Source organism: Paracoccus sp. FO-3, assembly GCF_006386455.1.
GTDB classification, from domain to species: Bacteria; Pseudomonadota; Alphaproteobacteria; order Rhodobacterales; family Rhodobacteraceae; genus Paracoccus; species Paracoccus versutus.
In genome coordinates this window covers 1-12,044 of the sequence record NZ_VCBQ01000124.1, presented here as the reverse complement: position 1 = coordinate 12,044, position 12,044 = coordinate 1, and the positions used below count along the sequence as shown (strand labels likewise).

General features: G+C 69.4%; 12 protein-coding genes, 1 tRNA gene and 1 pseudogene. 8 read left to right on the top strand and 6 right to left on the bottom strand.

The window, feature by feature from the left end; translation table 11 throughout:
- Nucleotides 1-418, top strand: a pseudogene (locus FE811_RS23070) (hypothetical protein); the annotation flags it as partial.
- A 306-nt stretch (nt 419-724) separates the two neighbouring features.
- On the opposite strand, the gene FE811_RS23065 reads toward FE811_RS23070, so the two are convergent.
- Together FE811_RS23065 and accD are read right to left on the bottom strand one after the other, a co-directional pair.
- Complete coding sequence (locus FE811_RS23065) at nt 725-1,993, bottom strand: folylpolyglutamate synthase/dihydrofolate synthase family protein (protein ID WP_116222873.1); 1,269 nt, start codon at nt 1,991-1,993, stop codon at nt 725-727.
- Between the two features lie 16 nt (nt 1,994-2,009).
- Nucleotides 2,010-2,942 (bottom strand): acetyl-CoA carboxylase, carboxyltransferase subunit beta, encoded by a 933-nt coding sequence (gene accD, locus FE811_RS23060; protein WP_036751675.1) that lies wholly within the window; start codon nt 2,940-2,942, stop codon nt 2,010-2,012.
- An 87-nt stretch (nt 2,943-3,029) separates the two neighbouring features.
- On the opposite strand from accD, the gene cls reads away from it, so the two are divergent.
- The 5 genes from cls (at nt 3,030) to FE811_RS23035 (ending at nt 7,806) form a co-directional block, all read left to right on the top strand.
- Nucleotides 3,030-4,457, top strand: coding sequence for a cardiolipin synthase (gene cls / locus FE811_RS23055; RefSeq protein WP_116222872.1), 1,428 nt, complete (start codon nt 3,030-3,032; stop codon nt 4,455-4,457).
- 11 nt (nt 4,458-4,468) lie between these two features.
- On the top strand, nt 4,469-4,792 hold the full coding sequence (locus FE811_RS23050) for a 4a-hydroxytetrahydrobiopterin dehydratase (protein ID WP_114537535.1): 324 nt from the start codon (nt 4,469-4,471) through the stop codon (nt 4,790-4,792).
- Nucleotides 4,793-4,861: 69 nt separating this feature from the next.
- On the top strand, nt 4,862-6,595 hold the full coding sequence (gene ilvD / locus FE811_RS23045) for a dihydroxy-acid dehydratase (RefSeq protein WP_140848948.1): 1,734 nt from the start codon (nt 4,862-4,864) through the stop codon (nt 6,593-6,595).
- Nucleotides 6,596-6,606: 11 nt separating this feature from the next.
- On the top strand, nt 6,607-7,392 hold the full coding sequence (locus FE811_RS23040; RefSeq protein WP_140848946.1) for a DUF6478 family protein: 786 nt from the start codon (nt 6,607-6,609) through the stop codon (nt 7,390-7,392).
- Between the two features lie 27 nt (nt 7,393-7,419).
- Nucleotides 7,420-7,806, top strand: coding sequence for a hypothetical protein (locus FE811_RS23035; protein ID WP_140848943.1), 387 nt, complete (start codon nt 7,420-7,422; stop codon nt 7,804-7,806).
- A gap of 9 nt (nt 7,807-7,815) precedes the next feature.
- Here the strand turns inward: FE811_RS23035 and FE811_RS23030 are convergent, their stop codons facing one another.
- Nucleotides 7,816-8,535 carry a GNAT family N-acetyltransferase gene (locus FE811_RS23030; RefSeq protein ID WP_140848941.1) on the bottom strand — a complete coding sequence of 240 codons (720 nt, stop codon included), beginning with the start codon at nt 8,533-8,535 and terminating at the stop codon, nt 7,816-7,818.
- A complete protein-coding gene (locus tag FE811_RS23025; protein WP_036751663.1) occupies nt 8,532-9,272 on the bottom strand; it encodes a molybdopterin-binding protein in 741 nt (246 codons plus the stop codon). The genes FE811_RS23030 and FE811_RS23025 overlap by 4 nt, the downstream gene beginning before the upstream one ends.
- Before the next feature lie 125 nt (nt 9,273-9,397).
- On the opposite strand from FE811_RS23025, the gene map reads away from it, so the two are divergent.
- A complete protein-coding gene (map, locus tag FE811_RS23020) occupies nt 9,398-10,201 on the top strand; it encodes a type I methionyl aminopeptidase (RefSeq protein WP_036751661.1) in 804 nt (267 codons plus the stop codon).
- Between the two features lie 172 nt (nt 10,202-10,373).
- Here map and FE811_RS23015 read toward each other — a convergent pair whose 3' ends face one another.
- Nucleotides 10,374-11,393, bottom strand: coding sequence for a LacI family DNA-binding transcriptional regulator (locus FE811_RS23015; protein WP_072461531.1), 1,020 nt, complete (start codon nt 11,391-11,393; stop codon nt 10,374-10,376).
- A gap of 98 nt (nt 11,394-11,491) precedes the next feature.
- Here FE811_RS23015 and FE811_RS23010 point away from each other — a divergent pair.
- Nucleotides 11,492-11,568 (top strand) — tRNA-Arg (locus FE811_RS23010).
- Between the two features lie 289 nt (nt 11,569-11,857).
- On the opposite strand, the gene FE811_RS27990 is transcribed toward FE811_RS23010, so the two are convergent.
- On the bottom strand, nt 11,858-12,044 hold a 187-nt coding region (locus FE811_RS27990), incomplete at its 5' end, for a hypothetical protein (protein ID WP_219848927.1).

Below are 12,044 nucleotides of genomic sequence, written 5' to 3'. Positions count from 1 at the left end.
CGCCGCCGACGCCAAGGCCGAGGCCGAGGCCCGCGCCCAGGCCGAGGCCCGCGCCCGCGCCCAGGCCGCAGCCGAGGAACGGGCCGCTCGCGCCCAACGCCAGGACTACAAGCCGCCCGAGATCGACAACGAGCCCGAGATCGCCGCCAACGCCCTGCCCAAGGGCGCGACCTCGGCCTCGGTGGCCAAGGCCGCGACCCAGGCCCGCGGCATCGACATGGGCCGCACCACGGTCATCGGCATCATCGGCGCCGGCAAGGCCAGCCGCGCGCTGATCCGGCTGCGCAGCGGCAAGGTGGTGACGGTCCGGCTGGGCGACCGCATCGACGGCGGCACGATCAATTCCATCGGCGACGGACGGCTGACCTATGTCAAGGCGGGCCGCACCCATGAATTGCGGATGCTGGACGGGCGCTGACCAAGGTTTCCTGCCGATCGCCTGGCCATTGCCCGAGCGGCGGGACGATCTCCCCCCGCGGGCCACCCCGCGAGAGACCTATGGGAAGCCTTCGTGACCTGGGGTTGCATCCTGCGCGCGGGTCGCCCCAATGGCGGTTGCCGGAATGCCCAGCCTCTGCTGGGGTCGGCACCGCTCACATCAATGGCGGGCCCGTTCGCCCCGCGCCTATCGCAATCATCACCGTCAACGCGGCCGGGCATTCCCGCCGAGGCGGTGCCGGACGCGGCCAATCCGTGCCGGGGCCGGTGCGAATCGCCTGCCGGTCTAGCCGTTCCGGCGCAGCACCTGCCCGGCGAGATAAAGCGAGCCGCAGATCAGGATGCGCGCGCCGGGGTGATCCGCGGCGATGCGGCCGACCGCTGACAGCGCATCCGGGGCGGTGCTGGCCGCAAGCCCCACCGAGGTTGCGGCTGCGGCGGTGTCCTCGGCCGGCAGGGTGTTCGGCTCGCCGGGGATGGCCACGGCGGTCAGGCTGTGCGCCACCCCGGCCAGCGGCCGCATGTAGCCCGCCACGTCCTTGGTGTTCAGCATGCCGCAGACCAGATGCGTCGGCCGGCGCGGCAGGGCGGCCAGCGTCGCCGCCACCGCCTCGCCCCCGGCCGGGTTGTGGCCGCCGTCGAGCCAAAGCTCGCAGGCCCCCGCCGCCTCGACCAGCGGGCCATGGCCCAGGCGCTGCATGCGCGCGGGCCATTCGGCCTCGGTCACGGCGGCGCGGGCCTCGATGCGGCCGAATCCCAGTTCGCGCAGCGCGGCGATGGCGGTGCCGGCGTTCACGATCTGATGCGGGCCGGGCAGGACGGGCAGGGGCAGGTCCATCAGCCCGTGTTCGTCCTGGTAGACCAGGCTGTCGCCCTCGCGCCGGCTGTCCCAGTCCTGCCGGCCGATGCGCAGCGGCGCGAATAGCCGCTCGGCCTTCTGCTCGATCACCTCGCGGGCGACGGCCTCCTGCGGGGCGACGATGCAGGGCACGCGGCGCTTCATGATCCCGGCCTTTTCGCCGGCGATCTCGGCCAGCGTCTCGCCCAGGTATTGCGTATGGTCGATGCTGATGGGGGTGATGACGGTCAGGGCCGGCGCCTCGATCACGTTGGTCGCGTCCAGCCGGCCGCCCAGGCCCACTTCCAGCAGCGTGTAATCCGCCGGCGTTCGCGAGAAGGCCAGGAAGGCCGCCGCGGTGGTGATCTCGAAGAAGGTGATCGGCGCGCCGGCGTTCGCGGCCTCGCATTCCTCGAGCACCGCGGCCAGGTCGGCCTCCGAGATCAGCTCCCCGGCCAGCCGGATGCGCTCGTGGAACTGCGCCAGATGCGGCGAGGTATAGGCATGGACGCGCTTGCCGGCCGATTCCAGCCCGGCGCGGATCATCGCCTGGGTCGAGCCCTTGCCGTTGGTCCCGGCGATGTGGATCGCGGGCGGGATGCTGCGCTCCGGGTTGCCCAGGGCGGCAAGGATGCGGTGCATCCGGTCCAGCGACAGGTCGATGACCTTGGGATGCAGCTGCATGAGCCGCGCGAGAATGGCGTCGGAGGAGGTCATCGCGATGTCGTCCGGCCTAGGCGGAGGCGTTGTCGGCGGCGTTTTCGTGGCGCGGTGCGGCGATGGTGCCGGGCGCGGGCAGGTCGCCCACCACCGGCGCGGGCAGGCCGCCCAGCATGCGCAGGATCGAGATCAGCTCTTCGCGCAGCTTCTTGCGATGCGTCACCCGGTCCAGCATGCCGTGTTCCAGCAGGTATTCGGCGCGCTGAAAGCCCTCGGGCAGCTTTTCGCGGATGGTTTGCTCGATCACGCGCGGGCCGGCAAAGCAGATCAGCGCGTTCGGTTCCGAGATCTGGATGTCGCCCAGCATGGCATAGCTGGCGGTCACGCCGCCGGTGGTCGGATGGGTCAGCACGACGATATAGGGCAGCCGCGCCTCTTTCAGCATCTCGACGGCGACGGTGGTGCGGGGCATCTGCATCAGCGACAGGATGCCTTCCTGCATGCGCGCGCCGCCGGCGGCCGAGAACAGCACCAGGGGCCGCTTGAGCTTTACCGCGCGTTCGGCCGCGGCGATGATGGCATTGCCGACATACATGCCCATCGAGCCGCCCATGAAGGAAAAGTCCTGCGCGGCGGCGACGATGGGGGTGCGGCCGATCTCGCCCTCGGCGACCAGCATCGCCTCTTTCTCGCCGGTGGACTTCTGCGCGGCCTTCATGCGGTCGGGGTATTTCTTCTGGTCGCGGAAGCCCAGCGGGTCGGCGACCGGCTCGGGCACCTTGACCTCGACGAAGACGCCGCCGTCGAACAGCGCGGCAAAGCGGCCGCGCGGGCTGATCGCCAGGTGATGGTCGCAATTCGTGCAGACGTTCAGGTTGTCCGACAATTCGCGGTGGAACAGCATGGTCCCGCATTCCGGGCATTTGGTCCACAGGTTCTCGGGCACCTCGCGGCGCGAGAACAGCGAATTGATGCGCGGACGGACATAATTGGTGATCCAGTTCATCGGCGGCCCCCTGCGCTGCGTTCTGGGCTCAGATATGCAAAGCGGTGCCGAATTGCAATTCCGCGCTGTCCGGGCTTTCATGGCGGCATGTGGACCGAAGCCCTTGTGTTCATGCATTACGCAGCCGCGCTGGCCGTTTCGGTGCGCGTGCTGCTGCGTCCGCGGCTTGAGCCGACGGTCCGCCTGTCCTGGATCCTGGTGATCGAGCTGGTGCCGCTGGTCGGCATCCTGGCCTATGTGCTGTTCGGCGAGATCCGCATGCGCGGCGCCGAGGTCGAGACCATGGCCAATGTCCGCTCGCGCCTGTCCGGCCTGTGGCAGTCCAGCCCCGAAGAGCTGAAGCTGCTGCCCGATTTCGCCGAGCCGGTCATCAAGGCGAATCGCGCCACCACCGGCTTTGCCGCGGTGGCCGGCAACCGCGCCGCGCTGCTGCCCGAGGACGACAGCGCCATCGCCGCGCTGGTCGAGGCGATCGACGGCGCGACCGAGCATGTCCACATGCTGTTCTATATCTGGCTCGACGATCCCTCGGGGCGGTCGGTGGCAGAGGCGGCGATCCGCGCCGCCGGGCGCGGCGTCAAGGTGCGGGCGATCATCGACGCCTTCGGCTCGCGCGCCTTCGGCCGGTCCGAATCCTGGTCGCGGATGAAGGCGGCAGGGGTCGAATGCGTCGAGGCGCTGCCGCTGAGCATCCCGGTGATCGGCGGCCTGTTCCAGCGCATGGACCTGCGCAACCACCGCAAGATCGTGGTGATCGACCATGTTCTGGGCTTTACCGGCAGCCGCAACTGCTCGGACCGGGCCTTCGCCATCAAGCCGCGCTATGCGCCCTGGATCGACGTCTTCCTGGCCATCGAGGGGCCGGTGGTGCGGCAGATGCAGGCGGTCTTCCTGCAGGACTGGATGAGCTATACCGGCGAAGACCTGGGCGAGATGCTGCGCATGACCCGCCCCGTCACCGCGCCGGGCGAGGTGGCGCAGGTCGTCGCCACCGGGCCGGACGAGCGCCAGGGCTCGCTGTCGGACTGCATGGTGACGATGATCCATGCCGCGCGCGAGCGGCTGGTGATCACGACGCCCTATTATGTGCCCGACGCCTCGCTCGATTCGGCGATCCGCACGGCGGCGCGGCGGGGCGTGGACGTGACCGTGATCCTGCCCGAGCGCAACGATTCGCTGGTGGTGCAGGCCACGTCCGAGGGGTTCTATTACGGGCTGGTCTCGGCCGGGGTCAGGCTGATGCTGTTCCAGGGCGGGCTCTTGCATTCCAAGATCATCACCGCCGACGGGCGCATGGCCATGCTGGGCAGCGCCAACATGGACCGCCGCAGCTTCGAGCTGAACTACGAGATGAACATGCTGTTCCTGGGCGGCGACATCACCGAGCGGCTGGACGAACGCCAGCAGGGCTATATCGCCCGCGCCCGGCCGATCGCGCTGGAGGACATCCGCGGCTGGTCGGTCCGGCGCCGGCTGCGCAACAATCTTCTGGCGCTGGCGGCGCCGATCCTGTGACGGAGGACGCGATGACGGACCGCAGCAAGGACAAGATCGTGGACGGCGCCGCCGCGCTGTCGCCGGAGGAATTGCGCAAGGCGCTGGCCGACCTGCCCGAGTGGCGCATGGCCGAGGACGGCAAGTCGATCCAGCGCGAATGGCGCTTCAAGAACTTCAGGCAGGCGGCGCAGCTGGCCAACCTGGCCGCCTGGCAGGCCGAGGCCGCCGGGCACCATCCCGACATCGCCTTTGGCTGGGGCCATGCCCGCGTCACCTATGCCACCCATTCGGCCGGGGGCGTGACCATGAACGACCTGATCATGGCCGCCCGGCTGGACGCGGCCCTGGGCTGAGGGCGGGCGGCAGCCCCTTGCTCCGCGGGCGGGCTGGGCCTATCCAGAATCCAGCCGGAGGATGCAGCCATGAAGAACAGCCGTTTCGACAAGTCGACCCTGCCCAGTCGCCATGTCACCGAGGGGCCGGCCCGCGCGCCGCATCGCAGCTATTTCTATGCCATGGGCATCTCGGACGAAGAGATCCATTCCCCCTGGGTGGGGGTGGCGACCTGCTGGAACGAGGCCGCGCCCTGCAATATCGCGCTGGCCCGCCAGGCCCAGTCGGTCAAGCAGGGCGTCAAGAAGGGCGGCGGCTGCCCGCGCGAGTTCACCACCATCACCGTCACCGACGGCATCGCCATGGGGCACGAGGGGATGCGCTCGAGCCTTGCCTCGCGCGATGCCATCGCCGACACGGTCGAACTGACCATGCGCGGGCATTGCTATGACGCGCTGGTCGGGCTGGCGGGCTGCGACAAGTCGCTGCCGGGCATGATGATGGCCATGGTGCGGCTGAACGTGCCCAGCGTCTTCATCTATGGCGGCTCGATCCTGCCGGGCAAGCTGGACGGGCGCGACGTGGTGGTCCAGGACGTGTTCGAGGCCGTGGGCCAGCACGCCGCCGGCAAGATGACCGATGCCGAGCTGGAGATCCTGGAGCGCGTGGCCTGTCCCTCGGCCGGGGCCTGCGGCGGGCAATATACCGCCAACACCATGGCCTGCGTCAGCGAGGCCATCGGGCTGGCGCTGATGAACAGCTCGGGCGCGCCGGCGCCCTACGAATCGCGCGATCAATACGGGCTCGCCTCGGGTGAGGCGGTGATGGCGCTGATCGAGAGGAACATCCGCGCCCGCGACGTGGTGACGCGCAAGTCGCTGGAAAACGCGGCGCGGGTGGTGGCCTGCACCGGCGGCTCGACCAATGCCGGGCTGCACCTGCCCGCCATCGCGCATGAGGCGGGCATCCCCTTCGATCTGTTCGACGTCTGCGACATCTTTCGCGACACGCCCTATTTCGTGAACCTGCGCCCCGGCGGCGACTACGTCGCCAAGGATCTGTTCGAGGCCGGCGGCGTGCCGGTGGTCATGCGCGAGCTGCGCCGCGCCGGGCTGATCCACGAGGATTGCCTGACCGCCTCGGGGCGCAGCATGGGCGAGGAACTGGACCTTGTCGCGCGCGAGATCGACGGCAAGGTCATCCATCCGGTGACGGCGCCGCTGTCGCGGACCGGCGGCGTGGTCGGGCTGCGCGGCAATCTGGCACCCGACGGCGCCATCGTGAAGGTCGCGGGCATGGCGCCCGAGCATCAGGTCTTTACCGGCCCCGCCCGCGTCTTCGAATCCGAGGAAGAGGCCTTCGACGCCGTCACCCGCCGCGACTATGCCGAGGGCTGCGTGATCGTCATCCGCAACGAGGGCCCGGCCGGCGGCCCCGGCATGCGCGAGATGCTGGCGACCACGGCGGCGCTGTCGGGGCAGGGCATGGGCAAGAAGGTGGCGCTGATCACCGACGGGCGGTTTTCCGGCGCGACGCGCGGCTTCTGCGTCGGCCATGTCGGCCCGGAGGCGGCGCATGGCGGCCCCATCGCGCTGCTGCGCGACGGCGACATGATCACCATCGACGCGATCCGGGGCGAGATTTCCGTGGCGCTGAGCGACGAGGAACTGGCGCAGCGCCGCGCCGCATGGGCCGGGCCGCGCAAGACGGATTATGCCTCGGGCGCGTTGTGGAAATACGCTCAGCTGGTCGGCAAGGCTCGCTACGGCGCCGTGACCCATCCGGGTGCGGCCGCCGAAACCCACGTCTACATGGATCAGTGACAGGCGGACGCATGGCAATACGCCCTGGTAAATGGCTTGAACGCAAGACCCGAGAGCGGGCTGCACAGCAATGGACGGCGCTGGCCGGGGGCGTCGAAACGCTGCCCGCCGCCCGCCTGCGCCACCTGCGCGAGGAGGCGCGCGCGCTGCGCGGCAGCCTCGACCGCTTCCTGATCGGCGCCGACCGCCGCGCGGCGCGTTCGCGTGCGGCGCTGGATGCGCTGCACCTGCCCGGCGGCACCGACTGGCGCTGGCGCCCCGGCTTCATGGCCGGGCAGGTCACGCCGCGCGGGCTGGCCGGGCCCGAGGCCGGCGACCGGCTGGGCGAGGGGGCGGCGGTCTGGCACGACTGCCCCGAACGTGCGCTGATCCTGGAACAACTGGCCAATGGCGGCGCGACCGACCTGTCGCCCTTTGGCATGCGGCTCGAGGTGTTCGGCTTTGCCGGCAGCTTCCTGTCGCTGTCCATCGACCTGCCCGAAAGCGCGTTGCAGGGCCTGACCCGCAGCCATGTCCTGCGGCTGGAGACCGGCATCATCGCCGAGCGCGCGCTGGAGGTCTATGCCCGGCTGAACATCGGCCATGGCCCGAACACCGACCAGGCCACGCTGCAACTGCGCCGCTTCGAGCCGGGCCATTACAGCCGGCAGGTGACCGAGTTCGACCTTGCCTATACCCCGATGAACGAGAAGCGGCTGGAAAAGATCTGGCTGGACCTGATTTTCGAGGCGCCCCGCATGAATGCGGTCGAGATCCGCGAGTTGTTCTTCTCGCGCCACCTGCGGGCCCAGTTCTGACCCTGGTTCTGACCAAGGAATGTTTTAATGAGTGAATTTGAATCCCTGGGGCTGAAAAGCGGGATCTGGCAGGGGGTGATCCACCGCGACGCCCAGCCGGGCCGGCTGGTGCTGGTGCATATGGGCAGCCGCGTGGCCGAGGCCCGGCTGACCGCCGAAGCACCCGGCCGCTGGCGCGTCGCCGCCGCCATCCCGGCCGAGCGGCTGTCGGAAGGCGCGCAAAGCTTCCTTCTGGTCGAGGACGGGGGCGCCGAGGGCGAGCCGCCCCGGCCCGGCGCCCGCCGCCTGGCCAGCCTGACCCTGGTCGCGGGCGAGATCCTGGACGGCGACCTGCATGCCGAGCTGAGCCTGATGCGCGGCGAGCTGGAGCTGCTCAAGAAGGAATTGCGCCGCCTGGCGGCCGCGCCAGCCTGAGCGCCGGCTTCAGTCCTTGCTCCAATAGCCGTAGCCGCCGAGTTCCGCAAAGCCCAGCCGGTCATAGGCCGCGCGGGCGCCGGCATTGGCGCGGCCGACCGCCAGCGCCAGCCGGGTTGCGCCCTGCGCCTCGGCCCAGGTCGCCGCCATGCGGATCAGCCAGCCCGCCACGCCCTGCCGGCGCAGGGCGGGCACCACCTCGATGGCGTGGATCATGGCGACCGGCCCGTCCAGCGCCACGAAGGCCGCGCCGGCCGCGCGATCCTGCATCCGTCCCAGCAGCGCGGTCTTGGGCAGGGCCACGCGCTCCATCACCGCCTGGCGGGCGGCCGAGACATTGCCGTCGCTCCAGATGTCGCGCTGCATGGCCAGCGGCGGCCAGATCTCGAAGGTGGCCAGCGGCGGGACGGGCAGGGCGGTCAGCCGGGCGCAATCGGCGGCCAGGATCGCGGTGGGCGTGCCATGGCGAAAGCCCTGCGCCGCCAGCGCCTGCGCCAACGCGGCATCGTCATCGGCGACGCGGAACATCGGCCGCTCGTTCCAGCCGCGCTGGATGGCTTCGGCGCGGGCGATGTCGGCCTCGGTCCAGTCGGGCCGCGCGGCGCGGGCCGAGCTGACGCGGCCGCCGCCGGCCCGGCCGCGGCCGACCAGGAAACCGCCGGCCGGCGCATATTCGGCGGCGGGCCAGGTGGTCTCGAAGGCGCGGGCGATGTCGGGATCGCCGATCACAGGGCCAGCCTTTCGCGCAGCAGGGTCATGGCGTCGGTGACGCGCTTGTCGTCCAGCCCGCGGATCACCAGGCTGGTGCCGTAGCGCTGCCCGCTCTGGAAGGGATAGGAGCCGAGCGACAGGTCCGGGAAGGCATCGGCCACGGCGCGCAGCTCGTCGGCCACGTCGGATTCCGGGCGCAGCACCTCCAGCGCCTCGCTGACCGAGGGGCGGCCGGTCGGCAGGCCCGGCACCACCGCCTCGACCATGGCGCGGAACACCTCGGGCACGCCGGCCATGACATAGGTGTTGCCGATATGGAAACCCGGCGCGGCGGAATGCGCGTTGGGGATCAGCGCCGCGCCCAGCGGGATGCGGGCCATGCGCAGGCGGTTGCCGGTCACTTCGACGCCGCGCGCCTGCCAGCGCTCGACCATGACGCGCCGCGCCTCCTCGTTGATCTCGATGCCCACGCCGAAGGCGGCGGCGACGGCATCGGCGGTGATGTCGTCATGCGTCGGCCCGATGCCGCCCGAGGTGAACAGCATGTCCCAGGCGCCGCCCAGCGAGCAATCCAGCGCCCTGATCGCGGCGGTGATCTGGTCGTGGTCGTCGCCGACGATGCGCACTTCGCGCAGGTCGACGCCGATGCTATTGAGGACCTGCGACAGGTAATGGGCATTGCCCTCGCGCGTGCGGCCCGAAAGGATCTCGTCCCCGATGACGAGGATGGCGGCGGTGGGATTGTCGGATTGCATCGGCGCGCTCCTCCTGGCGATCTGGCTCCTTGCGCAAATGTATAGGTCCGCCCGAGGGGCTGGAACAAGTGGCGGCATGGGACTATCTGTGGAACGGACCAGCAGGACGACGCCAAGGGGACGCCATGAACGACGCACGCCAGACCCGCGAGGGAATCCGCATCCACGACCCGCAGGACTTCCAGGGCATGCGGGCGGCCGGGCTGATCGCGGCGCAGATCCTGGACGAGGTCGGTCCCTTGGTGCAGCCCGGCGCCACCACCGGCGGCCTGGACGATTTCATCCGGGGCCGGGTCGAGGAACTGGGCGCCACCAGCGCCACCATCGGCTATCGCGGCTACCAGCACGCCAGCTGCATCAGCGTGAACCACGTCGTCTGCCACGGCATCCCCGGCGACAAGATCCTGGCCGAGGGCGACATCCTGAACATCGACGTGACGGTGATCGTGGACGGCTGGTATGGCGACAGCTCGCGCATGTATGTGGCGGGCAGGCCCAGCGTCAAGGCGCGCCGGCTGATCCAGGTCACGCATGACGCGCTGATGTGCGGCATCGAGGCCGTCCGTCCCGGCGCCACCTTCGGCGACATCGGCTGGGCGATCCAGTCCTATGTGGAATCGAACCGCATGTCGGTGGTGCGCGACTTCTGCGGCCACGGCCTTGGCCGCAGCTTCCACGCGCCGCCGAACGTGCTGCATTTCGGCCGTCCCGGCAAGGGCCCGGTGCTGGAGGAAGGCATGTTCTTCACCATCGAGCCCATGGTGAACCTCGGCCGGCCCGAAACCAAGATCCTTGCCGACGACTGGACGGCGGTGACGCGCGACAAGTCGCTCTCGGCCCAGTTCGAGCATTCGATCGGCGTGACCGCGGATGGCTGCGAGATCTTCACGCCTTCGCCAAAGGGCCTGTTCTTCCCCGAGCTGGGCTGACTTCCCGGATCCGGCTTCTTCGTTCCGAAAATACCCATGCGACCGCGCAACCGTCGCTGCCGCATGGGTATTTGTGAAACGGAGAAAAACGCAGGCCGGTGCGCAAGGGCCAGGCCTGCGCCCGTTTCACCGTCTGCCAAATACTCCTGCAGCGCCGCCCGCCGGCGCGGCGTCAATGCTTGCGGATGGTCTCTCCCGGCAAGATGGTCGGGGCCAGCGCGATGATGCCGTTCTCGGGCCGCGGCTCCTTGCCGGCGACGATGCGGGCCGCGCGCCGGCCGATGTCGATGCGCCGCGCGTCGGTGGTGGTCAGCCGCATCGGCAGCCCGTCCAGCAGCTCGACGCCGTTGAAGCCCGCAAGCCCCAGCCTGCCGGGAATGTCGTAGCCGTTCTCCATGCACCACAAGAGCCCGCCGGCCCCGATCATGTCGTTGGAGAAATACAGGAAGTCCAGCTCCGGCTCGCGCGTCAGGATGCGCTCGGTCATCTCGCGTCCCTTCAGCAGCGACGAGCCGCCCTGGTAATATTCCCGCGCCGCCAGCTGCACGCCGCGCTCGCCCAGCCGTTCCTCGAAGCCGGCGAGCCGCTTGCGGGCGCGATGGTCCTCGGGCATGTGCGTGCCGATGAAGCCGATGCGGCGATAGCCGGCGGCCAGGATCTCGTCGGCCATCTCGGCCCCGGCCCGGCGGTGCGAGATGCCGACGGCGGTGTCGATCGGCGTGCCGTCCACATCCATGATCTCGACCACCGGCAGGCCGGCGTTGTCCAGCATGGCCCGCGCCGCCCGGCTGTGTTCCAGCCCGGCCAGGATCACCCCCGAGGGCCGCCAGCTCAGCATGTCGTAAAGTACCGCATCCTCGCGCGAGGGGCTGTAATTCGTCACGCCCACCACCGGCTGCAGGCCGGTATCGTCCAGTTCGGCCGAGATCCCGCCCAGCACGTCGGGAAACACCATGTTCGACAGCGACGGGATGACCACCGCGACCAGGTTCACGCGCTGGCTGGCGAGCCCGCCTGCGATCTTGTTGGGGACATAGCCCAGGGTACGGGCGGCGGTCAGCACCTTCTCGCGCGTGGCGGCCGAGACGTCGCCCCGGTTGCGCAGCACGCGGCTGACGGTCATCTCGGACACGCCTGATGCTTCGGACACATCGCGCAGGGTCAGTGGGCGGCGGGGTCTTTTCGTGTTCATCGCAACTACCGGGACGCAATCATGTTACCGTTATCTTTTCCGCCCGGCCGCGGCAAGCTTGCCATTTTCGCGGCCAGAGGGCAAAAGAGGCCCCAGGCGGCCCCGTGGCTCAACTGGATAGAGCAGCCCCCTCCTAAGGGGCAGGTTACAGGTTCAAATCCTGTCGGGGTCACCATCAGCCCTTGCATGTGCCTGCTGATTGCCTGACGCGCTGCAAGGCTTTGCCATCCTCATCTTGGACCTGTTTTGCTAGGGCGGCCATCGGCTCGCTGCGGCGTCGGCTCGCCGCTGAGAATCGCCGTCATGGATAAAGCGGATCCGGCTGCCAGCGTGGCGCTTGGCCGACTGAGCCGCCCACCGTTCGCGGTTCGACCGGATCAGGCGGGACAAAGGAGGTGCTTCTTGGGCCCAGGTGATGGGGGGCAGGCGCGGCCTGCAGCTTCTGGGGCTCCTGGCCTTTGTTGTTATTTGGTTTGATTCTCGTGTTTTTGTTCCTGCGTTTTCTGGGGAAAGGGGGGCTTGTTTGGGGGTGGGGGATTGCGGGTCGCGGGGGGTGATTGCGTGGGGCCGGGGGTGCGGGCGGTTGGGGCTGCGTTAATTTTCCGTTGTTTTTCATGCGTTTGCCGATCTTTGTCATTTTTCTTGATTTTG

Bases quoted from the DNA above. Each gene is read 5' to 3' on its own strand.
- FE811_RS23025 (WP_036751663.1), bottom strand. From the start codon at position 9,272: ATGCAATCCGACAATCCCACCGCCGCCATCCTCGTCATCGGGGACGAG.
- map (WP_036751661.1), top strand. From the start codon at position 9,398: ATGAACGACGCACGCCAGACCCGCGAGGGAATCCGCATCCACGACCCG.
- FE811_RS23050 (WP_114537535.1), top strand. From the start codon at position 4,469: ATGACGGACCGCAGCAAGGACAAGATCGTGGACGGCGCCGCCGCGCTG.
- ilvD (WP_140848948.1), top strand. From the start codon at position 4,862: ATGAAGAACAGCCGTTTCGACAAGTCGACCCTGCCCAGTCGCCATGTC.
- FE811_RS23015 (WP_072461531.1), bottom strand. From the start codon at position 11,393: ATGAACACGAAAAGACCCCGCCGCCCACTGACCCTGCGCGATGTGTCC.
- FE811_RS23065 (WP_116222873.1), bottom strand. From the start codon at position 1,993: ATGACCTCCTCCGACGCCATTCTCGCGCGGCTCATGCAGCTGCATCCC.
- FE811_RS23035 (WP_140848943.1), top strand. From the start codon at position 7,420: ATGAGTGAATTTGAATCCCTGGGGCTGAAAAGCGGGATCTGGCAGGGG.
- cls (WP_116222872.1), top strand. From the start codon at position 3,030: ATGTGGACCGAAGCCCTTGTGTTCATGCATTACGCAGCCGCGCTGGCC.
- FE811_RS23040 (WP_140848946.1), top strand. From the start codon at position 6,607: ATGGCAATACGCCCTGGTAAATGGCTTGAACGCAAGACCCGAGAGCGG.
- accD (WP_036751675.1), bottom strand. From the start codon at position 2,942: ATGAACTGGATCACCAATTATGTCCGTCCGCGCATCAATTCGCTGTTC.